This is a genomic window from Citrobacter sp. R4 (assembly GCF_026719175.1).
Lineage (GTDB): Bacteria > Pseudomonadota > Gammaproteobacteria > Enterobacterales > Enterobacteriaceae > Citrobacter_A > Citrobacter_A sedlakii.
Window position 1 is genome coordinate 142,191 of record NZ_JAPPSU010000010.1, and the last position, 21,873, is coordinate 164,063.

A 21,873-nucleotide genomic window follows, 5' to 3' on the forward strand; every position below is an offset into this window, starting at 1 on the left:
CGGATTCACAATACGCACAGCCTGCCCTATTATTCCCTTGCCTGCGCTGACAGGCAGTCACGATAAGGAATCCCGTTGCAAATGATTGTTCGCGTATTGCTGCTGATTGTTCTGTCAATGGCCTTTAGCATCCAGGCCCAGACAATTAAAGAGAGCTATGCTTTTTCCGTTCTGGGCGAGCCACGATACGCCTTTAATTTCGATCATTTTGATTACGTTAATCCGGCCGCGCCGAAAGGGGGACAGATCACCCTTTCCGCCATCGGCACCTTTGACAATTTCAATCGTTATGCCCTGCGCGGCAACCCCGGCGCGCGTACCGAGCAGCTTTACGACACGCTGTTCACCACGTCGGACGATGAGCCAGGCAGCTACTACCCATTAATTGCCGAGAGCGCTCGCTATGCCGACGACTATTCCTGGGTGGAAGTGACGATTAACCCGCGCGCCCGCTTTCACGACGGCACCCCCATTACGGCAAAAGATGTCGCCTTTACCTTCCACAAGTTTATGACCGAAGGCGTTCCTCAGTTCCGCCTGGTTTACAAAGGCACGACCGTAAAAGCCATTGCGCCGCTGACCGTGCGGATGGTGTTAGCGAAGCCAGGTAAAGAAGATATGCTCAGCCTGTTCTCGCTGCCGGTGATGCCGGCGTCTTACTGGAAAGATCATAAGCTCAGCGATCCATTATCGACGCCGCCGTTAAGCAGCGGACCTTACCGCATCAGCCAGTGGAAAATGGGTCAATACATTGTTTATACGCGGGTGAAAGAGTACTGGGCGGCTAACCTGCCGGTGAATCGCGGGCGCTGGAATTTTGACACTATCCGCTACGACTATTATCTCGACGACAATGTGGCTTTCGAAGCGTTTAAAGCCGGAGCATTTGACCTGCGTCTGGAAGGCGACGCGAAAAACTGGGCGACGCGTTACGTGGGAAAAAACTTTGATAAACAGTACATCGTCAAAGACGAGCAGAAGAATGAATCAGCGCAGGACACGCGCTGGCTGGCGTTTAATATCCAGCGTCCGGTGTTCAGCGACCGCCGCGTCCGCGAAGCCATCACGCTGGCCTTTGATTTTGAATGGATGAACAAAGCGCTGTTTTATAACGCCTGGAGCCGGGCAAACAGCTATTTCCAGAATACCGAGTATGCGGCCAGGGCGTATCCCGACGCGGACGAACTGGTGCTGCTCGCGCCAATGAAAAAGGATCTGCCACCGGAGATCTTTAGCCAGATCTATCAGCCCCCTGTTTCCAAAGGCGACGGCTACGATCGAGAGAATCTGCTGAAAGCGGACGCGCTCCTGAAAGAGGCGGGCTGGGTATTGAAAGGCCAGCAGCGGGTTAACAACGCGACCGGGAAACCGCTCATCTTTGAACTGCTCATCTCCGCAGGCAGCAACAGTCAGTGGGTTTTACCGTTCCAGCATAATCTTCAGCGCCTGGGCATCACGATGAATATTCGCCAGGTCGATAATTCCCAAATCACCAACCGTATGCGTAGCCGCGACTACGATATGATGCCGCGTCTGTGGCGGGCGATGCCGTGGCCAAGTTCCGATCTGCAAATCTCATGGGCCTCTGAATACATTGACTCCAGTTATAATGCGCCCGGCGTAAAGAGTCCGGTAATTGATCGCCTGATCGCGCAAATCATCGCCGCGCAGGGAAACAAAGAAAAACTTATTCCACTTGGTCGCGCGCTGGACCGGGTGCTGACATGGAATTACTACATGCTGCCAATGTGGTATATGGCGGAAGACAGACTGGCCTGGTGGGATAAGTTCTCCCGTCCCGCCATCCGCCCCATATATACTCTGGGCCTGGATACCTGGTGGTATGACGTGAATCGCGCGGCAAAACTACCCGCCTCCAGACGACAGGGAGAGTAAATGGGCGCCTATCTGATTCGCCGGCTGCTGCTGGTTATCCCGACGCTGTGGGCCATTATCACCATTAACTTTTTTATCGTGCAGATCGCCCCAGGCGGTCCGGTCGACCAGGCGATTGCCGCCATTGAGTTTGGCCAGGCTGGGGCGCTCCCTGGCGCGGGGAGCGAGGGCGTTCGGGCCAGCCATGCGCAAACCGGCATCGGCAATATCAGCGACAGTCACTACCGGGGCGGCCGCGGGCTCGACCCGGAAGTTATCGCTGAAATCACCCAACGCTACGGCTTTGATAAACCCCTGCATGAACGTTATTTCACCATGCTCTGGAACTATCTCCGCTTCGATTTTGGCGACAGCCTGTTTCGCAGCGCTTCCGTGCTGACGCTCATTAAAGACAGTTTGCCGGTTTCGGTGACGCTTGGGTTGTGGAGCACGCTGATCATATATCTGGTCTCCATTCCGCTGGGGATCCGCAAAGCGGTACATAACGGCAGCCGCTTTGACGTCTGGAGTAGCGCGTTCATTATCATCGGCTACGCCATTCCGGCGTTTCTTTTCGCCATTTTGCTGATCGTGTTCTTTGCCGGCGGCAGCTACTACGATCTGTTTCCACTGCGTGGGCTGGTCTCGGCGAATTTCGACACCCTGCCCTGGTATCAGAAGATAACCGACTATCTGTGGCACATTACCCTGCCGGTACTGGCCACGGTGATTGGCGGCTTTGCCGCGCTTACCATGCTGACAAAAAATTCATTTCTTGATGAAGTCCGCAAACAGTACGTGGTCACCGCCAGGGCAAAAGGGGTGAGCGAAAAAAACATTCTCTGGAAGCATGTTTTCCGTAATGCCATGCTGCTGGTGATTGCCGGCTTTCCCGCCACCTTCATCAGCATGTTTTTTACCGGCTCGCTGCTGATTGAAGTGATGTTTTCACTGAATGGTCTGGGACTCTTAGGCTACGAGGCCACGGTGTCCCGCGACTATCCGGTGATGTTCGGCACGCTGTACATCTTCACCCTGATTGGCCTGCTGCTGAATATCCTTAGCGATATCAGCTATACGCTGGTCGATCCGCGTATTGATTTTGAGGGACGCTAATGGCGCGTTTAAGCCCCGTGAATCAAGCCCGCTGGGCGCGTTTTCGTCACAACCGCCGCGGCTACTGGTCGTTATGGATCTTTCTTGTCCTGTTTGCGCTGAGCCTGTGCGCTGAACTGGTGGCGAATGATAAGCCGCTATTGGTGCGCTATGACGGAAGCTGGTACTTCCCGCTGGTCAAAAACTACAGCGAGAGTGATTTCGGCGGGCCGCTGGCGACAAAAGCGGACTACCAGGACCCATGGCTGAAGCAACAACTGGAACATCGCGGGTGGATCCTCTGGGCGCCCGTTCGCTTTGGCGCAAACAGCATTAACTTCGCCACCGACACCCCCTTCCCTTCGCCACCGTCGGCGCAAAACTGGTTGGGTACAGACGCTAATGGCGGCGACGTGCTGGCGCGGATCCTCTACGGCACCCGTATCTCTATTCTGTTTGGCCTGATGCTGACCTTGTGCTCAAGCGTAATGGGTGTGTTGGCCGGTGCGCTACAGGGTTATTACGGCGGAAAAGTCGACCTGTGGGGACAGCGGTTTATCGAAGTCTGGTCGGGGATGCCGACGCTGTTTCTGATCATACTGCTTTCAAGCGTCGTACAGCCTAACTTCTGGTGGCTGTTAGCGATTACGGTGCTGTTTGGCTGGATGAGCCTGGTGGGCGTGGTACGCGCAGAGTTTTTACGTACCCGTAATTTCGACTACATTCGCGCTGCCCAGGCGCTAGGCGTCAGCGACCGCAGTATTATTTTCCGCCACATGCTGCCCAACGCGATGGTGGCCACGCTAACGTTTTTGCCGTTCATTTTGTGCAGTTCCATCACCACCCTGACCTCGCTGGACTTTCTCGGCTTCGGTTTACCGCTGGGATCGCCTTCGTTGGGCGAGCTGCTTTTGCAGGGCAAAAATAATCTCCAGGCGCCCTGGCTTGGGATCACCGCCTTCCTGTCGGTGGCGATTTTACTCTCGCTGCTGATCTTCATCGGTGAGGCCGTCCGTGATGCCTTCGATCCGAATAAGGCGATATAACATGACGCAACCGTTACTGTCGATTGACAATCTGACCGTTGGCTTTCGCCGCGAGGAGAACGTTCGCACCGTGGTGAACGACGTTTCGCTGACGGTGAACGCCGGTGAAACGCTGGCGCTGGTGGGCGAATCCGGGTCCGGCAAGAGCGTGACGGCGCTGTCCATTCTTCGCCTGTTACCCTCCCCCCCGACGGTTTATCTTTCCGGCGACATCCACTTTCACGGCGAGTCTCTGCTTCACGCCAACGAAAAGACGCTGCGCGGCGTGCGCGGCAACCGGATCGCGATGATTTTTCAGGAGCCGATGGTTTCGCTGAACCCGTTGCATAATCTGGAAAAACAGCTTTATGAAGTGCTGTCACTGCACCGCGGTATGCGCCGGGAAGCTGCCCGCGCCGAGATCTTAAGCTGTCTCGACCGCGTCGGCATTCGCCAGGCGGCAAAGCGGCTGGGTGATTACCCGCATCAACTTTCCGGCGGCGAACGCCAGCGCGTGATGATCGCGATGGCGCTGCTGACGCGACCGGAGCTGCTGATTGCCGACGAGCCGACCACCGCGCTGGATGTTTCGGTCCAGGCGCAGATCCTGCAACTGCTGCGTGAACTGCAGCACGAACTGAATATGGGGATGTTGTTTATCACCCATAACCTGAGCATTGTGAAAAAACTCGCCGACAGCGTGGCGGTGATGCAAAACGGTCGCTGCGTTGAGCAGAACCGCGCGGACATCCTGCTTAACGCGCCAGTGCATCCTTACACACAAACCTTGCTCAACAGTGAACCGGTGGGGGATCCCGTCCCGTTGCCCGCTGAACGGTCTCCGTTGCTGAAAGTGGACGATCTGCGGGTTTCGTTTCCGATCCGCAAAGGGGTCCTCAAACGCGTGGTAGCCCGCAATGATGTGGTAAAAGGCGTCAGCTTTAGCCTGCGCCCGGGCGAAACGCTGGGACTGGTGGGCGAGTCAGGTTCAGGCAAAAGCACCACCGGCCTTGCGCTGCTGCGCCTGATTTCTTCGCAGGGCAGCATTGAGTTTGACGGTCAGCAGTTGCAGTTTCTAAAGCGTCGCGAGCTGTTGCCGGTGCGGCATCGCATTCAGGTAGTGTTTCAGGATCCGAACTCCTCGCTGAATCCCCGCCTCAACGTGCTGCAAATCATTGAAGAAGGATTGCGCGTCCACCAGCCTGCCCTGTCTGCCGACCAGCGTGAGCAACAGGTGATGACGGTAATGGCCGAGGTGGGGCTGGACGCGGAGACGCGTCATCGTTATCCGGCAGAATTTTCCGGCGGTCAGCGTCAGCGTATTGCGATAGCCCGCGCGCTGATACTGAAACCGTCGCTGATCATTCTTGATGAGCCGACATCATCTCTTGACCGCACCGTACAGGCGCAAATTCTCGCGCTGCTGAAATCGCTACAGGCAAAACATCGCCTGGCCTATATTTTTATCAGCCACGATCTGCACGTCGTTCGCGCGTTATGCCATCAGGTAATTGTGCTGAGACAGGGAGAGGTTGTGGAGCAGGGGCAATGCGAGCACGTCTTTAGCGCGCCGCAGCAGGCGTATACGCGTCAGCTTCTCGCGCTAAGCTGACGCTCAAAACGGATTGTTGTTGGAGAACGGTTCGGCAATCGCCACGCCGAAGTTTTTCAGGCGGCAGGTTGCGGCAAACTCATCCTGGCGATTCACGAACAGGCACGGCTCGCCTTCACATTCCAGTACCGAACATGGCACTTCGATATCGCTGAGCGCCTGACTCAGTTTATGCATGACCGGCCATGCGCTGTCGCCGTCCGGGCTCAGCAGTTTGAGCGCCACCAGGCTATTCTCGACGGCCTGGCCATTTTGCGGAATCGGTTCAACTTTCGAACCTGCAAAACCCGCAGACCAACGATAGTTCTGTGGCAAGCGATGTACGATTGAGAGCTGTAATGATGTCACTTTCTTTCCCCGGAAGTACAATTACTTCACAATTTATTTACATCCATATTAACACATCATTGACAATCCGTCCTTAAACAGATGCACAATGTTGCGATCCTTGTCCCGCCCGGCCTGTTTGGCTTTTGTGAAATAAATTTTTGTGTCGGGACACATTCGCGGGCTATATGTACCCGTTTCTGCGATCTAACTCAACCTTTTTAACTACAATGATGTGACTTTTTACATAAATTGATTTTACATAAAATAAACATATATCGGGGAAATGATGGATTTGTCGTTGACGTACATCAACAAAGGAAGCCAGCAGGCTTCCATGTTGTGTCTGCGATCACCGTTTTTTCGGACGGCTTGCATAGAGGTAAAACAAAATTGAACAGGTCGCACAAAACGCGATCGACCAAATCATCGGCCACGCCGAGTTAAACGTGGCCAGAGAGAGCAATGCGCCTACCACCGCGCCAATGCCAAAACGGAAGGTCCCCGCCAGCGACGACGCGGTTCCCGCCATGTGAGGAAACTCGTCAAGAATAACCGCCATAGCATTGGAAGAGATCATCGATACGCAGCCGACAAAGACAGCCACGCCCAGCACCAGCGACCAGAACCCGACCCCTGCCAGCGCGCTAACCACCATCCATACCGCCATTGCCAGTTGGATCCACAATCCCGTTCGGAACATATTCAGCGCGCCGATACGTCGCACGAAGCGGCTGTTAATGATCGTCATGATAAACAAAAAGACGATATTCAGAGCGAAGTAGTAGCCAAAGTGCTGCGGGGAGACGTGGTTAATCTCGATATAAACGAAAGGCCCGGCGCTCAGGAAGGAGAACATGCCGGCAAAGCTAAAGCCGCTCGCCAGCATATAGCTCAGCACACGCTTATGCCGAAACAGCGACGCAAAGTTGCCAATCGTGGTGCGAATATGAAACGGCTGGCGCTTTTCAACCGGTAGCGTCTCTTTGATCAACACCGCGATCATTACCGATGCCAGCACCGCCGCCACCGCGAGGATCCAGAAAATAGAATGCCAGCTCAACCACACCAGCACCCAACCGCCGATAATCGGCGCCATTAACGGGGCGATAGTGGTCACCAGCATCACAAAGGACATCATGCGGGAGAATTCATCTTTTGGATACATATCGCGCATCAGCGCGTTGATCACCACGCTGGCCGCGGCTGCCGCCAGACCGTGAAAGAAACGCATCACGATGAGCTGATCGATGGTTTGCGCCAGCGCACAGGCCACCGCCGCTGCCGCGAACACCAGCGTCCCGCCCAGGATCACCGGCTTGCGCCCCAGACTGTCCGCCATGGGTCCATACAGCAACTGACCCAGCGCAAAACCAAGGATATAGGTGCTCAGCGTCATCTGCGCGCTGCCCGCAGGCACGCCAAACTGTTCCGAGATCACCGGAAGCGCCGGAAGATACATGTCAATCGACAGTGGCATCAGCATGGCCAGCAGGCCGAGAATAAAGACGATGGCAAGGGACGAACGCTGCCGGGTGGTCACAAATTAGCTCCTGAATATATCAATGCGGGGGCTTAACCCACGCTGGCAATTTCTTCTTCAGTCAAGGGGCGATACTCGCCTGGCGCAAGGTCAGCATCAAGGGCGATAGCGCCGATCCGCTCACGGTGCAGCGCCACCACATGATTACCGACCGCGGCGAACATGCGTTTCACCTGATGATAGCGCCCTTCGCTGATGGTCAGACGTACCTGGGTCGGCGTAATAATCTCAAGCGTTGCCGGTTTCGTCAGATCTTTCTCGTTATGCAACTGCACGCCTTTGGCGAATTGATCCGCGGTGTCGTCGGCCACCGGCGAATCAAGGGTGACAAGGTACGTTTTTTCGCAATGATGGCGAGGAGAAGTGATGCGGTGCGACCATTGACCATCGTCGGTCATCAGCACCAGACCGGTAGTGTCTATGTCCAGCCGTCCTGCGGCATGTAACTTGTACGTAACCGGCTCATCGAGGAAGTAGAGCACTGTCGGATGATCCGGATCGTCTGTCGAGCAAACATAGCCCTGCGGTTTATTGAGCATGAAGTAACGGGGTCCGTGCTGCTGGACCAGCGTGTTGCCGTCATATTCAACATTGTGCTCCGGCAGCAGTTTGAACGCAGCGTTGCGGACAATCTCACCATCCACGGTAATACGGTTAGCGCGGATCTCACGCCCGGCAATAGCGCGGCTGACGCCGAGTTGCTGAGCGATAAATTTATCAAGTCGCATGAGTTTGATTTTGCCTGTAAAAATACGGGAAACGGGCAATGTGCCCGAAAGTGGCGTCGTTATTTGCCCAGTATAGCGGGCTAACAACATCCCTCAAGGGAAAACGATTCGTGGCATACTATACCCGAGTTCGTTACGCATTGTGAGACCATGATTTTTACACTTCGTCCCTACCAACAGGAAGCCGTGGACGCCACGCTCAACCATTTCCGCCGCCACGGTACGCCAGCGGTCATCGTCCTCCCTACCGGCGCGGGCAAAAGTCTGGTGATCGCCGAACTGGCCCGTGTCGCCAAAGGGCGCGTGCTGGTGCTGGCCCACGTCAAAGAACTGGTCGCGCAGAACCACGCTAAATACCGCGCGCTGGGGCTGGAGGCCGATATTTTCGCCGCCGGGCTGAAGCGCAAAGAGAGTCAGGGGAAAGTGGTGTTCGGCAGCGTACAATCCGTCGCGCGCAATCTTAACGCTTTCCACGGCGAATTTTCGCTGTTGATCGTCGATGAATGCCATCGGATCGGCGACGATGAAGAAAGCCAGTATCAGCAAATTCTGGCCCACCTGACAGAAGTGAACCCTCACCTGCGCCTGCTGGGGCTGACCGCCACCCCGTTTCGCCTGGGTAAAGGCTGGATTTATCAGTTCCATTATCACGGCATGGTGCGTGGCAACGATAAGGCGCTGTTTCGCGACTGCATTTATGAGTTACCGCTGCGCTATATGATCAAACACGGTTATCTGACGCCGCCGGAGCGTCTGGATATGCCTGTCGTACAGTATGACTTCAGCCGTCTGCAGGCGCAGAGCAACGGTCTGTTTAGCGAAGCCGACCTGAACCGCGAGCTAAAAAAGCAGCAGCGCATTACGCCGCATATCATCAGCCAGATCGTCGAATTTGCCCAACGCCGTAAAGGCGTGATGATTTTCGCCGCCACCGTAGAGCACGCCAAAGAGATCGTCGGATTGCTGCCCGCTACGGACGCCGCACTGATTACCGGCGACACGCCAGGCGCGGATCGCGATGCGCTCATTGATGCTTTCAAAGCGCAGCGTTTTCGCTACCTGGTGAATGTTTCCGTCTTAACCACCGGTTTTGATGCGCCGCATGTCGATCTGATCGCCATTCTTCGCCCAACCGAGTCGGTCAGCCTGTATCAGCAGATCGTCGGGCGCGGTTTGCGCCTTTCGCCAGGAAAAACCGACTGCCTGATTCTGGATTACGCCGGAAACCCGCACGACCTGTATTCCCCGGAGGTTGGAAGTCCAAAAGGCAAAAGTGACAACGTGCCGGTGCAGGTGTTCTGCCCCGCCTGCGGATTCGCCAATACTTTCTGGGGGAAAACCACCGCAGACGGTACGCTGATCGAGCATTTTGGCCGCCGTTGCCAGGGCTGGTTCGAGGATGATGAAGGGCTTCGCGAACAGTGTGACTTCCGCTTTCGTTTCAAAAACTGCCCGCATTGCAACGCCGAAAACGATATCGCCGCCCGCCGCTGCCGCGAATGCGACGCCGTGCTGGTCGATCCCGACGATATGCTGAAGGCGGCGCTGAAACTGAAAGACGCGCTGGTGTTGCGCTGTAGCGGTATGGCCTTGCAGCACGGTCAGGATGAGAAAGGCGAGTGGCTGAAAATTACCTATTACGATGAGGATGGCGCGGACGTCAGCGAGCGCTTCCGCTTACAGACGCCTGCCCAGCGCACCGCCTTTGAGCAGCTGTTTATCCGTCCGCATACCCGCACGCCGGGCGTTCCGCTACGCTGGATCACCGCCGCGGATATCCTCGCGCAGCAGCCGCTGCTGCGCCACCCCGATTTTGTGGTCGCGCGGATGAAAGGCCAGTACTGGCAGGTGCGTGAAAAAGTGTTCGATTACGAAGGACGCTTTCGCCGGGCGCATGAATTGCGCGGTTAATCGTAGTTTTGATTGATGTGTCGGGCGTTTGAGTATAGAATCTCGCCCGCTTTTGCATACGCAAAGCAGATCACTTACCTGTTGCTGGGTCGCCTGTAGCAGGAATTATTAAAGAGAGATTTAAATGTTTACTATCAACGCTGAAGTACGTAAAGAGCAGGGTAAGGGTGCGAGCCGCCGCCTGCGTGCCGCTAACAAGTTCCCGGCGATCATCTACGGTGGCAAAGAAGCCCCGATCGCTATCGAACTGGACCACGATCAGGTTATGAACATGCAAGCTAAAGCTGAATTCTACAGCGAAGTTCTGACCATCGTTGTTGACGGTAAAGAAGTAAAAGTTAAAGCTCAGGCTGTACAGCGCCACGCGTTCAAGCCGAAGCTGACTCACATCGACTTCGTTCGCGCGTAATCGCCAACACGTCGAAGAGAAACCCCGCCGCGGCGGGGTTTTTTTATGTCTGTTAATTCCCACCCGATGTGCGGCGCTGCAACTGGTCGCGCAGGTTCGGCGGCGTACCTTTAATGGTCAGCGTATCGGTAGCCGGATCCCAGAAAATTCGCTCGCCTAATAACATCGCGTCAAAATTAATGGTCAACCCGCCGCCGCTGCCGGCATATTTGGTCAACTGGCGCAGGGTGCTGCGATCCGCCGGGAAACTCTCTTCCAGCGCGTAACCTTTTTCGGCGGTAAACTCGCTGAAGCTCACTTCACTGACGCCGGAAAGCTCTTTTGACAGCGACTCCAGCTCGATCTCTTCTCCGGCCTGCAGCTGTTCACTGCAGTAGCTGTAAACCTGCTGACGCACATTCTGGCGTTCGGCTTTGTCAAGCTGCGCCTCTGCGGTGAAGTCATCGACGGCCTGCAGCAGTCCGCGGTTTTGCGCTTTGGCGTTCAGCCCTTCGCTGGCGCCAAGAAAATCCATAAAGAAATCGGCGACTTTGCGCCCTACCCGCCCTTTCAGGAAGGTCAGATAACGGGTGGACTCCGGGTTGGTTTCCCATTCGGTGAGATCAATACGCGCCACAATATCCGCATGATTAATATCCAGATAGTGCGTCGGGTTGATATCCAGGTTTTCATTTACACGCATGCTGCTTAAATTGTTCAGCACCGCCACCAGCAGGTACTCTACCGCCAGATAGCGATAGTGGCAGAACAGGACGATACCGCCGTCCGCGAAAGGATACTTCGCTAACTCATCGCGTAAACGGCCGGTCGCCGCACGGCTAAAGGCGAGAAAATTCTCCTCCCCCTGACGCTGCAACCGCAGCGCTTGCGCCAGTTCACTTTCTTCGCTGAACAGGCCATACGCTTTATTTTTCGCGCTATAGACCCGGTGCAACTCGGCCACCATCTCAACAACGGTGTTTGTCGGTTCCAGTAATGAATCGCGCAAGACCAGCTCAAGGTTTTGCTCATCGCGTTTGATAAGCTGGTGCAGGGCAATCTGGTTGATATCCAGACTCATGATAAACTCTCCTTTAAGACCGGGCGGTATTCAACCACCACCCGCGAAGCGACGCAACAGAAGATGCCGCGCCGTTTTGCCTTTAGCACAGTAATGCGAATTATTTGCGGATAAAAAAGCGGAAAAAAAACTGCTGCTACGGTAATATGTTGCCCTTTCATGAACAAACTGATTTCGATTTATGCCACAAATCTCCCGCTACAGTGACGAACACGTTGAACAGATGCTCACCGAGATGCTCAACGTACTGGAAAAACATAAGGCGCCGACTGACCTTTCCCTGATGGTGTTGGGAAACATGGTCACTAACCTTATCAACACCAGCATTGCCCCGGCTCAGCGCCAGGCGATAGCCAACTCTTTTGCCCGCGCGTTGCAGTCTTCGATCAACGACGACAAAGCGCACTAAAGCCGACTTCGGGGAAACGAACGACACGTTATGGTAACTCATCGTCAGCGCTACCGTGAAAAAGTCTCCCAGATGGTTAGCTGGGGACACTGGTTTGCACTGTTCAATATTCTGCTGGCTATTGCGCTCGGCAGCCGTTACCTGTTTGTCGCCGACTGGCCGACAACGCTGGCCGGTCGCGTTTACTCGTATGTGAGTATCGTCGGGCATTTCAGCTTTCTGGTGTTTGCCGCCTATCTGCTGATCCTGTTCCCGTTGACGTTTATCGTCATGTCCCAGAGGCTGATGCGTTTCCTGTCAGCCATTCTGGCGACCGCCGGGATGACGCTGTTGTTGATCGACAGCGAAGTCTTTACCCGTTTCCACTTGCATCTTAATCCCATCGTCTGGGAATTGGTGATTAACCCTGACCAGAATGAGATGGCGCGGGACTGGCAGCTAATGTTTATCAGCGTGCCCGTGATCCTGCTGATTGAAATGCTGTTCGCCACCTGGAGCTGGCAGAAGCTGCGCAGCCTGACGCGGCGCCGACATTTCGCCAGGCCGCTGGCCGCCTTCTTTTTCGTGTCGTTTATTGCCTCGCACGTGGTGTATATCTGGGCCGACGCGAATTTTTATCGCCCGATAACCATGCAGCGCGCCAACCTGCCGCTGTCTTATCCGATGACAGCGCGCCGTTTTCTGGAAAAACACGGCCTGCTGGACGCGCAGGAGTATCAGCGCCGTCTGGTTGAGCAGGGTAATCCGGAAGCCGTTTCCGTTCAGTATCCGCTGAGCGAATTGCGTTATCGCGACATGGGGACCGGACAAAACGTGCTGTTGATCACCGTCGACGGCCTGAACTATTCGCGTTATGAAAAGCAGATGCCAGCCCTTGCCGGATTTGCCGAACAAAACATTGCCTTCACGCGCCATATGAGTTCCGGCAACGCTACTGACAACGGTATCTTTGGCCTGTTCTACGGCGTCTCGCCGAGTTATATGGACGGCATTTTATCCACCCGCACGCCAGCCGCGCTGATCACGGCGCTCAATCAGCAGGGCTACCAGTTGGGACTGTTCTCCTCCGACGGTTTTACCAGTCCGCTGTATCGCCAGGCGCTGCTGTCAGACTTCTCAATGCCGAGCGTGCAAACGCAGTCCGACGAGCAAACCGCCAGCCAATGGATCAACTGGTTAGGGCGTTACGCCCAGGAAGATAACCGCTGGTTCTCGTGGGTTTCGTTTAACGGCACCAACGTGGATGAAGATAATCAAAAGAATTTTGTCCGCCGTTACGCCCGTGCCGCTGGTGATGTCGATAAACAGATAAACCGGGTACTCGGCGCCCTGCGCGAGTCCGGTAAACTGGACAACACGGTCGTCATTATCACTGCGGGTCGGGGTGTTCCGTTGAGCGAGGAACAGCGCAACTTCGACTGGTCGCGTGGACATCTGCAGGTTCCGTTAATCATTCACTGGCCGGGCACCCCCGCCCAACGGATTAACAGCCTGACCGATCATACGGATGTGATGACCACGCTGATGCAGCGACTGCTGCATGTAAGCACCCCTGCCAATGAATATTCCCAGGGGCAGGATCTGTTTAACGCCAACCGTCGCCACTACTGGGTAACCGCAGCGGATGGCAATACGCTGGCGATCACCACGGCGGACATGACATTGGTGCTGAACAGTAATGGCAAGTATCAGACGTATGATTTACGCGGCGAGAAGATCAAAGATCAGAAGCCGCAGCTAAGCCTGCTGCTACAGGTCCTCACGGATGAGAAACGTTTTATCGCTAACTGATTTATAATTAATCAGTTAGCGGGATGTCCCCTTGCATTCGGTGTGGAAAGCGGTAGTATTAGCACCCACGAGTCGGCACGTAGCGCAGCCTGGTAGCGCACCGTCATGGGGTGTCGGGGGTCGGAGGTTCAAATCCTCTCGTGCCGACCAATCAAATTTTTGAACACATAACAGATGTAAGTGTGTTCATTACCCCACGAAAAAACAGCGAGTGTAATCACTCGCTGTTTTTTTTGGCTGAATGATGATCCGGTTACTACGGTTTGTGTTCTTTCAGCAGCGCGTAACGAGTCATAAGCTGCTGTAAATGCTGTTCCGCCTGGCTTTGCTGCGCCGCAGGCCAGGGTTGCCCTTCCGGCAGGAGTGCAAGCTGGCGCAGTTTTTCCTCGAGCGGCACAGCGCGGTTAAATGACTGCGTCATGGTAAAGACAGCCGACTTCAGTTCGCTGACCGTCATGTACTTCCCTTTCTGCTCGTCCAGCGCGTTCAACCGGTTCGCCAACTGTTGTAACTGCGTCATTCCCTGATGCCAGCCGTTGAGATTTTCTCCAGGAAGCGCCGACGCGGTAAGTTGCTGCTGCCACTGCTGCGCCAGCGGCTTTGCCTGTTCCGGCCACAGGATAAGCGCCTGTTGCACCAAACTGTCGCCGTAGCGGATAACCCAGTCTGGTTTTAACTGCGCAAGCCGTGCAAGTTGCTGCTGCGTCTGTTTGATACCCGTTTCCGGTGACGGAGAGGACTGCCGGAAAGACTGTAATTGTTCATCCGAAAGCGCGGCAGGTAAAGGCGCAAGCGTTGCCGCAAACTGCCCCTTCGCCGGGTCCGCATTATGCATCATTTGCCATCCCCAGACCGCCGCGCCAGCCAGCGCCATCATCGTCAGCATCCCGGCGGCGAATGGCTTCCAGAGTTTTACCGGTAGCGGAGAGTCTGTCACCACCTGCACATTCGGCAGCGGTTCAGGCTGCGCGACATAAACCCATTTTACGCCTTCAGCAGGCGTCGTCAGGCCGGACGACCTTACGGCATCACCCGGTACGCACACGCCGGCGGACGGCGCGTTTTCGGTATCGCCATCGCTGTTTTCCAGCCGCACCGCGACGTTATGCAGTTGAGTACGCAGGGCATCGAGCTGACTGGCGTGTTTCAGTTCCAGCCGCTGTAACACGCCACCCAGCGCGTTCAGATGTTCCTCCGCCTGGTACAGCTGGCTGAGATCGGCATAGCGCAGCGTCAGGGTACGCATCACCTGCTGTAGCCGTTTACTGAGCGCACTGAGAATTTCCATCCGCGCATGCACGGGTTGCGGCCACAGATTGCCCCACTGTCGGGAGAGAAGCGCGTCCAGTATCGCCAGCCCCTCATTCATGCCGTACAGCCCGGCCAGATGGGTGCGCGCGAGCGTGTACCAGGCAGCGGTCTGCAACTCCACGCCATTATGCTCAAACAGCGACAGGCAGAGTGTTTCTGCATGTGGCCAGTTGACGTCGGGGCGCGCCGGGTGGGTCAGTTTGTTCATTTCATCGCGGAGTGCGGCGTAATCCGCAAGCGTGCGCGGGTCTCCGCCGGTGTTAAGGTGGCGTTCAGAAAGGGTTGTCATCGTCAGGGCTTCATTCAAAGAGAGGAATTAAATCGCCGCGTGGGCATCCAGGTACTGCTGTTGCTTCAGATGGCGGATGAGCACTCTGCCTTCAGGCATAAATTCGGTGCCGTAGCGCACCAGCCCGATCCCCTTCAGCTCCGCGTCGATAGCGTAGCGCAGTTCACCGGGCACTTGCTGTTCGAGTAAAGTGACATTGAGTGACTGCAAACGAGGTTCATACTTGAGCAGGACACCGGCCAACGTATCGATAAGTTCATGGGCTGTCCCAGGCATGCCTTGCAGAATTTTGGTCATATCGGGCAAACCATAATCTGGTAGATGGGATACGGTACCGGCGCGGGCATTCAAAATACGCTGGATGTTATCCAGTACTGATAAAATGACCTGGTCTTCTTCGTTTATCACTTCAAGCGAAAGATCCCCTGTAAAGTTGCCAGTAAGAATTTCATATAAAGAAGGTGATTTTCGATCCATAATTGATACTTTCCTGCATGCTATTCTGGTAATTAATAAGACAAAACAATTTCCGGTGTGACCGGTCGCCAACGGTCTGATTTTTTCATTAAACACCTAAAGATTCATTATAAGTTAAATTGACGTCAAACACTGATTCATTTTCGAACCCACATTCAGGGTAGTAGATGAGGTCAGAAACATATGATTCGGAGGAATTCAACCCTAATAATCTAAGAGCATAACCTTGCAAAGCCTCATTCCCTTCAGCTATCCATATAAAATCTTTTCTTTATTTCGCATGAGAAAAAACCATTTTAACAATCTTTTCCGTAAAAATCCATGTGTCATAGTCACAGAAGGCAAACATCGTAAAAGCACACCTATTTCACTTTACTATCAAACATTCACTTTGCCAGATGTTTCGCCGGACCTGATATCTATGCGATTAGTTAATTCCTCAGCAATTCCTGGAATCGTTAAAGGCTTACTGCACTCATTGATTTCGAGGCAAACGCTTAAATCTCTACCTCTAGGGTGGACATTAACTTTAATAATGTCAACCATGCGCTTATTCAAATAACCATCCGGATAGCTGCCTTTAAAATTCACTTGCTTTCGCAAGATTTACCTAACCCATAAATATATCGCAAACTCTTTTTCTTTATATTCCACCGGATATTCTGGATGTTTGGTCAGCTCTGGAAGCTTTCCAAATTCATTCCAAATAGCATCACGGAAATCATCAAATGGTAATCGTTAAGATCACGTTCGTCCGGTACAGGAAATGGCCGTGTCGTGTGTTCACCTCTGCTTTCAACGGGCTCTTCGGCGGAACCTGCGTCGTTAAAACCTTTCTCCTTCAGGCAGGATTTTGCATAGACCGGCGCCACACAGGGAAATTGCGTTGAGCCATATTCCGTGGCGAGCTTGATGCAATCCTCGCTATGCCTGCCTTCAATCCGCAGCCATAGGTAGCTGTAACCGAAGTCGCGCTCGCAATAAGGCAGACACACAGCAAACCGCTAGTTCATCTGGCTATCGGCAAAATGTAGGTATTCAGCTTATGGGGATCGTCCATCGCCGTGCGCCAGTAAATCCCCACCTCAGACAGGATACACTGAATGAACTGCAGGTCCGTTTCCCTCTACTGAGTGATAAGATCACGCGCCGGGTAGGTGCGCTCCAGGCGGAAGTCAAAGTTACAATCCTTTGATTAAAGGTAATAAACCATTCGCTGCTAGTTCTATCTCCACATTATTTGCGCATGTAATATCAAATGTCTCTTTACCATTAAACACTGATTTAGATACAACTATGGTTCCGGCATTGTTTTCGATATCAAATACTTTATATGCGGATGGAACATGCTCGTGTTTTATCCTTTCAGGCAAATATAACATCCAACCAACTGGCAATCGATCATCAAACACTTCCCTTTGATTGAGTCTATATTGCTCTGTATCAAGGAGTATATATTTAAAGCACCATCCATTATAATTAACCATGGCCTTAAATATATAAACAAAATTATCTACATCATTATAACTAGATAATGACTTAATTGTCACTGTGAGTAAATATCTTTCATTTGAAATAGATGGTGTATTTTTATATAAAATGGTTATGATACTATCATCTTCATTTTCATCAGCCAGAACTATGCTTATAGACTTCTTATTTACAATCAAATAATCGACATAGGCCAATGCATCTTCAGAAATACCAAGTTCGTTTAGGGCTATAATTTTCCTTGAAGGATGTGCAATTAACCAAATTTTTTTCTTCTCAACCCAACTGGGCAAAGCATCAATCAAATATCTCAGCTCTTTAATCAACTGAACAGCAGTTAAAATATCTTTTCTGTAAAGTAAAGAATGAATTTTGTAATGCATAAAACCACCTCAATCTGGATATATATTTTTTATGTCATCTAAAGGCATAGGTTTTGAGCTGCGTTTTGCCGTATTCCGTGGCGAGTTTGATGTGCTCCTCACCGCGCTTGTCTTCCATCCGCAATTTTGAGTTGGCAGGCGTCCGGAGGATGTTCCGGGTGTAGTTGTCCCGCGTGGTGACGGTCCCGGTGGCCATGTTGTGCCAGATCCGTACGTTCCATACCGATTCCGCCGCGCCGTCAAACAGACCCGACGGCTCGCTGTACGGCAGGCTCACTTCAAACTGATAGTTCAGCTGGCTGTCGGCAAATATGTACGTAACCAGACCGCGCACGTCGTCCATCTCCGTGCGCCAGTAAATCCCTACTTCGTGACTCTCAGAGTTAAAGCTCTGTCATCAGTGGTAAAAAGCCAAGATCCAGAAGCTTAATTTCAATGTCGTTAGCTTTGCCTATGTGTTCTTTATTATTTCCTTCAAATATTTCTTCAGTTGAAACAACGATTGTTCCAATCTGTTTGTCACCTTTTTGGACAGGAACTACTCTGGCAGCATCTGGAATCAGGCTAGGTAAAATAATGGCAGGTATGAATATCATCCATCCGCAAGATATTCTGTCAGGAAATACTTTTTTATATACTTCGTCATATCCATTTTCTTTAGGGATTATTTCGGAAAAACCATAACCACCAGATTCTACACAGGAATAAGTACAGCCATCGGTTAAATGTAACAAAAAAGTTAAAAACCCAATCATTTTTTCAGTGTTAAGACTTGTTTGATTCAACTCTATAGAAAAACTGACAACCAAACTTAGAGGATTTTTTCTGCGGTGAGTACTGGAATATGACTGATAGCAATCCACTCCTGCACTATCTTCATCAGACCCACCATCCCAAATTCCAGCGGTCCAATTCGGATAGTCTTTTTTATACTCCTTTTCCCAACGGCTAAGAACATCTTCGGATAGCCCATCCTCAGTAAATACTTTGTATTGCAGGGCCTGCTTTCTTGAATATCCTTGTTCATACCATGTCCTTTTAGTCCCTAAAAGCTCATCCAATTGTTTTGTAACTCCCTGAAAAAGAGTTGCAAGTTCAATTGGTTTTATTGATTCACTGCGGCCAAACTCATGTTCTATTCTGAAATCTAACTTCATGGCTGATACCTTACAATTATGTCTTTAAATCCAATAAACATCCTTTGAAAATAGGCAAAGCTAATCGGCTGCATAAAAATCCAAACCACTTTTAATGGTTTATTTATTGTTGCAACTGCCTGATGTCGGCTAGCCTGATTCACTGCACTCCTGTCACCTTTCCACCAATGTTTTTTTTGTCGAGAGCTGATCAAAAACTGATCATATCGCGCCTTGGCCTCCCAGAACTGACACAGCTTATCTTTCCAGCCATCAAACGATACGCCACAATATTTAAACTCCTGTATCTGCTGCGTCTCCCGATTATAAAACGTGCCGCAGATTCTTGTCTGGTAGCTGATTGTGACCATACTCCAGCGCGAGCAACGCCTTACCATCGGCATCACCTTACCTTCCGGTGGGCAGTTTTCACAGGTCTTTTCATCCGTCTTCGCCTGTGCTCCTGCGCTGGTCTCGACGCCCTCATAACTTACCGTTTCTGAGTAATCCATATCGTCTTCTCAGAAATCACCGTGCGTCTCTGCGCTGACAACCATCGGGTCATTCAGAGTGGGATCATACTTTTTCCCCTGATAGCCAAACCCTCCGTTACCCTGACGCGCCCCACTGCCTGAGTCAGGATAAAACATATCCTCATCTTCCCAGCTTCCATTGCTGCTTCCCGCACCGGGAAATGTCGATGCGCCCGTCGCACCACCGGCCACACCGACACTTCCGGTTGCGGCCCCCCCACGCCTCCCCCCGTCAGGATCATACCCATCAGAGTCCCCTCCTTTCCCTGTTTATCATCACATGCTTATAATCTTCAACCCGCTGGTCAGCTGAATATCCATTTGGCGTTCTCAGCCATTTATCCACTTCGGGTTTCAGATAAAAACCGGGCCAGAAGGCCTCCAGGAACAAAAAATCTCGCTTCACATTTTTTTCTTTAAAGGGAAGAGTGTTGGCATAATCCAGGGCTTTTCTCAGGCGCACATGGAACGTGTCATCCGGTTCAGTAATTCCCGGAAATTTCTTCTTCAGTCTTAGCGCGGTATCGCGAACAAAATCATCATCTTCCATTTTGTCCATACCAACACACTGCTCTTCAGACAGCTTCAGCATATGAACTCCCTTTGCTTAAATGACCAGACTTCTCCGTCCACTATTGTCAGCCATTCCCGCATTAAACCTGTCAGCTCCCGGTGTTGCTCGTTGTCCAGCATTTCTCCCAGGCGCTTCTGAACGCGCGGGTCATGGAAACGCAGCAACGCAATCCGTCCATCCGGTAGTCCGATATTCATTTTTTTTTCTGAAATGAGCAGCAAGTTCAGTAAGCGAGGAGGAAGATATCATCCAGGAAACTGACGGAAGCGCAGCTTCGAGTTCGCACAGCTTTTCTCTGAAATCCATTATGCTGTTCATCTCCATTACCCACGGCCCCGCAAATGCAATACGCGAATCCGGCCAGGTATCGAACAGGGGGATGGAGGCAGGGTGTTGAACGGACAGGCTCTCACTGAAATACCGCTCATATTGCAGACCATCCACCAGAGCAAATAATGTCACTTCTGTTGAGTAAATCAGGTGTTGTGCCGCAAGACTAAAGCTGACGCTGTTCATGACTCGCCCCTTACAACAAAGGTGTCGCCATTCATTGCCGCCTTCATCAGGCAGCTCAGGCAGATACCTCCGCCCGTCACAGCTTTAACCGGCATACTCACCGCCCCCGCCGCCATCGTCCTTTTCACCTTCCGTATATACGTCGCCGTCGTACCATACTCGACCTTCCCTGCCTCCAGCCGCAGGTAACTCCCGCCACCTATCAGCGTGATGCGTTTTTTGCCCGTTAACGAGATGTCACTCGCCGAGCTCATCGTCAGCTTCTTCTCCGCAAACAGCCTCATGCTGTCGTTTTGCGCCTGCACCTCCACGGGGCCTTCCCCGGATTTCAGGCTCAGTTGCCCGGTGCGGGCGAACAGGCCGAGCTTTTCTCCGGCCAGCGCGGTCATGTTACCCATGACGCCAGTGCTGATGTCCCCGCCCGCACTGATGGCGACGTTTTTGCTGGCGGCCAGTTGCAGATGTTCACCGCTGGTCAGCGCCATCCCTTCCGGGGCCGAGAAAAGTACAGCTTCGTTAAGCGGTTTCAGCCGCTGTTCGAACATCCGTATCTGACTGTCCACGTCCGCCTTCAGCGCCTGCGCCTGTTCTGCGGCCATTTCCAGCTGCTGCAGTTGCTGGTTAAGCCGGTCGATTTCCTTAAGCGCCGCATCCATGTCCAGTGCGTCACCCTGCGCTTTCGGCTGCGCATCCGCGCTGACAAACAGTCCCTTCCCGGCACGGATTGCGCCCCACTCATCGGTGCGCAGCTCAGTGCCCTGGCCGCGACGTTGTCCCTGGCTGTCCACCAGGTGACCTGTATTCAACTGGGTTTTGCCGTACTCCGTGGCGAGCTTGATATGCTCCTCACCACGTTTGTCTTCCATCCGCAGCTTGTTATTCGCCGGGGTGCGCAGTACGTTGCGGGTGTGGTTGTCGCGGGTGACCGGGTCCGGATGTTCAGAGTCGTGCAACGCATGGGCGATGTACGGCAGGTCAATATCACCGTTACTGTAGGCAACCGCCACCTCTGTCCCGTCAGTCAGCGGCGTGTGCCAGCCGTACGTTTCTCCCGCATACGGCTTCGCCATCCGCAGCCACAGGTAGCCGTAACCGGGCTCTGTCGCCTCCCGGTCAAAGTCCAGCCTGACCCGGTAACGCCCCTGCCCGTCCAGGTGCGCATAAATGTCATTCTTCTCCCGGCTCTCGACCCGGGCAGGCAGGGTGCCGTGGATTTCAGGACGCGGGATGTCCGCCGGGCGGAAACAGTACCGCTCGGTGTAAGGCATGCCCCATACCGACACATGCAGGCGGGAATCCCGGGCGCCCCGGAAGGTCACAAGCGTAAGGAGCACGCCCTCTTTCAGCGCGCTGATGACATCGCCCTGCGGCTCCAGCA

General features: G+C 53.1%; 22 protein-coding genes, 1 tRNA gene and 2 pseudogenes. 9 read left to right on the forward strand and 16 right to left on the reverse strand.

The genetic code is table 11. The annotated features are described in order from the left end of the window. Positions 1-81: 81 nt before the first annotated feature. The 4 genes from OOJ60_RS18795 to yejF are packed head-to-tail and all read left to right on the forward strand — an operon-like array spanning position 82 to position 5,607. Positions 82-1,896 (forward strand): extracellular solute-binding protein, encoded by a 1,815-nt coding sequence (locus OOJ60_RS18795; RefSeq protein WP_199956682.1) that lies wholly within the window; start codon positions 82-84, stop codon positions 1,894-1,896. Further along, on the forward strand, positions 1,897-2,991 hold the full coding sequence (locus tag OOJ60_RS18800; RefSeq protein WP_181822888.1) for a microcin C ABC transporter permease YejB: 1,095 nt from the start codon (positions 1,897-1,899) through the stop codon (positions 2,989-2,991). Next, positions 2,991-4,016, forward strand: coding sequence for an ABC transporter permease (locus OOJ60_RS18805; RefSeq protein WP_181822887.1), 1,026 nt, complete (start codon positions 2,991-2,993; stop codon positions 4,014-4,016). The genes OOJ60_RS18800 and OOJ60_RS18805 overlap by 1 nt, the downstream gene beginning before the upstream one ends. 1 nt (position 4,017) lies before the next feature. Continuing rightward, positions 4,018-5,607, forward strand: coding sequence for a microcin C ABC transporter ATP-binding protein YejF (gene yejF, locus OOJ60_RS18810; protein ID WP_205613039.1), 1,590 nt, complete (start codon positions 4,018-4,020; stop codon positions 5,605-5,607). 3 nt (positions 5,608-5,610) lie between these two features. Here yejF and OOJ60_RS18815 read toward each other — a convergent pair whose 3' ends face one another. From OOJ60_RS18815 to rsuA, 3 genes are all read right to left on the reverse strand, one after another. Then, positions 5,611-5,955 carry a YejG family protein gene (locus tag OOJ60_RS18815; protein WP_042284574.1) on the reverse strand — a complete coding sequence of 115 codons (345 nt, stop codon included), beginning with the start codon at positions 5,953-5,955 and terminating at the stop codon, positions 5,611-5,613. 331 nt (positions 5,956-6,286) lie between these two features. After that, the gene (locus OOJ60_RS18820) at positions 6,287-7,477 is read right to left on the reverse strand and encodes a Bcr/CflA family multidrug efflux MFS transporter (protein ID WP_042284577.1); all 1,191 of its coding nucleotides are present in this window, start codon (positions 7,475-7,477) and stop codon (positions 6,287-6,289) included. A 32-nt stretch (positions 7,478-7,509) separates the two neighbouring features. Then, positions 7,510-8,205 (reverse strand): 16S rRNA pseudouridine(516) synthase RsuA, encoded by a 696-nt coding sequence (gene rsuA / locus OOJ60_RS18825; protein WP_205613040.1) that lies wholly within the window; start codon positions 8,203-8,205, stop codon positions 7,510-7,512. A 150-nt stretch (positions 8,206-8,355) separates the two neighbouring features. Here rsuA and OOJ60_RS18830 point away from each other — a divergent pair, with 150 nt between their 5' ends. Both OOJ60_RS18830 and rplY read left to right on the forward strand, forming a co-directional pair. Next, complete coding sequence (locus OOJ60_RS18830; protein WP_205613041.1) at positions 8,356-10,116, forward strand: DEAD/DEAH box helicase; 1,761 nt, start codon at positions 8,356-8,358, stop codon at positions 10,114-10,116. Positions 10,117-10,240: 124 nt separating this feature from the next. Further along, the gene (gene rplY / locus OOJ60_RS18835; protein WP_042284586.1) at positions 10,241-10,525 is read left to right on the forward strand and encodes a 50S ribosomal protein L25; all 285 of its coding nucleotides are present in this window, start codon (positions 10,241-10,243) and stop codon (positions 10,523-10,525) included. A 52-nt stretch (positions 10,526-10,577) separates the two neighbouring features. Here rplY and yejK read toward each other — a convergent pair whose 3' ends face one another. After that, on the reverse strand, positions 10,578-11,585 hold the full coding sequence (yejK, locus tag OOJ60_RS18840) for a nucleoid-associated protein YejK (RefSeq protein WP_060569338.1): 1,008 nt from the start codon (positions 11,583-11,585) through the stop codon (positions 10,578-10,580). Between the two features lie 181 nt (positions 11,586-11,766). Here yejK and OOJ60_RS18845 point away from each other — a divergent pair, with 181 nt between their 5' ends. The 3 genes from OOJ60_RS18845 to OOJ60_RS18855 all read left to right on the forward strand — a co-directional run bounded on the left by OOJ60_RS18845 (position 11,767) and on the right by OOJ60_RS18855 (position 13,935). Then, on the forward strand, positions 11,767-11,994 hold the full coding sequence (locus OOJ60_RS18845; RefSeq protein WP_042284592.1) for a YejL family protein: 228 nt from the start codon (positions 11,767-11,769) through the stop codon (positions 11,992-11,994). Positions 11,995-12,024: 30 nt separating this feature from the next. Then, on the forward strand, positions 12,025-13,785 hold the full coding sequence (yejM, locus tag OOJ60_RS18850; protein WP_060569339.1) for an LPS biosynthesis-modulating metalloenzyme YejM: 1,761 nt from the start codon (positions 12,025-12,027) through the stop codon (positions 13,783-13,785). A gap of 73 nt (positions 13,786-13,858) precedes the next feature. Continuing rightward, positions 13,859-13,935: transfer RNA gene (locus OOJ60_RS18855), tRNA-Pro, on the forward strand. Positions 13,936-14,041: 106 nt separating this feature from the next. Here the strand turns inward: OOJ60_RS18855 and OOJ60_RS18860 are convergent. The 12 genes and pseudogenes from OOJ60_RS18860 to OOJ60_RS18920 form a co-directional block, all read right to left on the reverse strand. Continuing rightward, the gene (locus tag OOJ60_RS18860; protein ID WP_205613042.1) at positions 14,042-15,385 is read right to left on the reverse strand and encodes a VasL domain-containing protein; all 1,344 of its coding nucleotides are present in this window, start codon (positions 15,383-15,385) and stop codon (positions 14,042-14,044) included. A 27-nt stretch (positions 15,386-15,412) separates the two neighbouring features. Then, entirely contained in the window at positions 15,413-15,862 is a 450-nt protein-coding gene (gene tssE, locus OOJ60_RS18865; protein ID WP_205613043.1) for a type VI secretion system baseplate subunit TssE, read from the reverse strand. Between the two features lie 674 nt (positions 15,863-16,536). Further along, positions 16,537-16,857 carry a hypothetical protein gene (locus OOJ60_RS18870; protein WP_205613049.1) on the reverse strand — a complete coding sequence of 107 codons (321 nt, stop codon included), beginning with the start codon at positions 16,855-16,857 and terminating at the stop codon, positions 16,537-16,539. Between the two features lie 12 nt (positions 16,858-16,869). Beyond that, positions 16,870-17,030: pseudogene (locus OOJ60_RS18875) on the reverse strand (contractile injection system protein, VgrG/Pvc8 family); the annotation flags it as partial. A 13-nt stretch (positions 17,031-17,043) separates the two neighbouring features. Continuing rightward, positions 17,044-17,736: an Imm52 family immunity protein gene (locus tag OOJ60_RS18880; RefSeq protein ID WP_205613044.1), complete on the reverse strand. Its 693-nt coding sequence runs from the start codon at positions 17,734-17,736 to the stop codon at positions 17,044-17,046. A gap of 159 nt (positions 17,737-17,895) precedes the next feature. After that, positions 17,896-18,106 (reverse strand): annotated as a pseudogene (locus OOJ60_RS18890) (hypothetical protein); the annotation flags it as partial. Between the two features lie 13 nt (positions 18,107-18,119). Beyond that, on the reverse strand, positions 18,120-18,893 hold the full coding sequence (locus tag OOJ60_RS18895) for an Imm52 family immunity protein (RefSeq protein WP_205613045.1): 774 nt from the start codon (positions 18,891-18,893) through the stop codon (positions 18,120-18,122). Continuing rightward, the gene (locus OOJ60_RS18900) at positions 18,890-19,384 is read right to left on the reverse strand and encodes a Tox-REase-5 domain-containing protein (protein ID WP_233470908.1); all 495 of its coding nucleotides are present in this window, start codon (positions 19,382-19,384) and stop codon (positions 18,890-18,892) included. The genes OOJ60_RS18895 and OOJ60_RS18900 overlap by 4 nt, the downstream gene beginning before the upstream one ends. 9 nt (positions 19,385-19,393) lie before the next feature. Continuing rightward, the gene (locus OOJ60_RS18905; RefSeq protein WP_233470909.1) at positions 19,394-19,597 is read right to left on the reverse strand and encodes a hypothetical protein; all 204 of its coding nucleotides are present in this window, start codon (positions 19,595-19,597) and stop codon (positions 19,394-19,396) included. 55 nt (positions 19,598-19,652) lie between these two features. Next, positions 19,653-19,997 carry a hypothetical protein gene (locus OOJ60_RS18910; protein ID WP_205613046.1) on the reverse strand — a complete coding sequence of 115 codons (345 nt, stop codon included), beginning with the start codon at positions 19,995-19,997 and terminating at the stop codon, positions 19,653-19,655. 129 nt (positions 19,998-20,126) lie between these two features. After that, the gene (locus tag OOJ60_RS18915; RefSeq protein ID WP_205613047.1) at positions 20,127-20,495 is read right to left on the reverse strand and encodes a DUF4123 domain-containing protein; all 369 of its coding nucleotides are present in this window, start codon (positions 20,493-20,495) and stop codon (positions 20,127-20,129) included. Further along, positions 20,492-21,873: DUF2345 domain-containing protein (locus OOJ60_RS18920; RefSeq protein ID WP_205613048.1), on the reverse strand; the 1,382-nt coding region annotated here is incomplete at its 5' end. The genes OOJ60_RS18920 and OOJ60_RS18915, both read right to left, overlap by 4 nt.

Coding starts and splice junctions, on each gene's coding strand:
- yejM (WP_060569339.1), top strand. CDS start 12,025: ATGGTAACTCATCGTCAGCGCTACCGTGAAAAAGTCTCCCAGATGGTT.
- OOJ60_RS18880 (WP_205613044.1), bottom strand. CDS start 17,736: ATGCATTACAAAATTCATTCTTTACTTTACAGAAAAGATATTTTAACT.
- OOJ60_RS18900 (WP_233470908.1), bottom strand. CDS start 19,384: ATGGATTACTCAGAAACGGTAAGTTATGAGGGCGTCGAGACCAGCGCA.
- rplY (WP_042284586.1), top strand. CDS start 10,241: ATGTTTACTATCAACGCTGAAGTACGTAAAGAGCAGGGTAAGGGTGCG.
- OOJ60_RS18830 (WP_205613041.1), top strand. CDS start 8,356: ATGATTTTTACACTTCGTCCCTACCAACAGGAAGCCGTGGACGCCACG.
- yejF (WP_205613039.1), top strand. CDS start 4,018: ATGACGCAACCGTTACTGTCGATTGACAATCTGACCGTTGGCTTTCGC.
- OOJ60_RS18805 (WP_181822887.1), top strand. CDS start 2,991: ATGGCGCGTTTAAGCCCCGTGAATCAAGCCCGCTGGGCGCGTTTTCGT.
- OOJ60_RS18860 (WP_205613042.1), bottom strand. CDS start 15,385: ATGACAACCCTTTCTGAACGCCACCTTAACACCGGCGGAGACCCGCGC.
- OOJ60_RS18915 (WP_205613047.1), bottom strand. CDS start 20,495: ATGAACAGCGTCAGCTTTAGTCTTGCGGCACAACACCTGATTTACTCA.
- OOJ60_RS18800 (WP_181822888.1), top strand. CDS start 1,897: ATGGGCGCCTATCTGATTCGCCGGCTGCTGCTGGTTATCCCGACGCTG.
- yejK (WP_060569338.1), bottom strand. CDS start 11,585: ATGAGTCTGGATATCAACCAGATTGCCCTGCACCAGCTTATCAAACGC.
- OOJ60_RS18795 (WP_199956682.1), top strand. CDS start 82: ATGATTGTTCGCGTATTGCTGCTGATTGTTCTGTCAATGGCCTTTAGC.
- rsuA (WP_205613040.1), bottom strand. CDS start 8,205: ATGCGACTTGATAAATTTATCGCTCAGCAACTCGGCGTCAGCCGCGCT.
- OOJ60_RS18895 (WP_205613045.1), bottom strand. CDS start 18,893: ATGAAGTTAGATTTCAGAATAGAACATGAGTTTGGCCGCAGTGAATCA.
- OOJ60_RS18910 (WP_205613046.1), bottom strand. CDS start 19,997: ATGCTGAAGCTGTCTGAAGAGCAGTGTGTTGGTATGGACAAAATGGAA.
- tssE (WP_205613043.1), bottom strand. CDS start 15,862: ATGGATCGAAAATCACCTTCTTTATATGAAATTCTTACTGGCAACTTT.
- OOJ60_RS18845 (WP_042284592.1), top strand. CDS start 11,767: ATGCCACAAATCTCCCGCTACAGTGACGAACACGTTGAACAGATGCTC.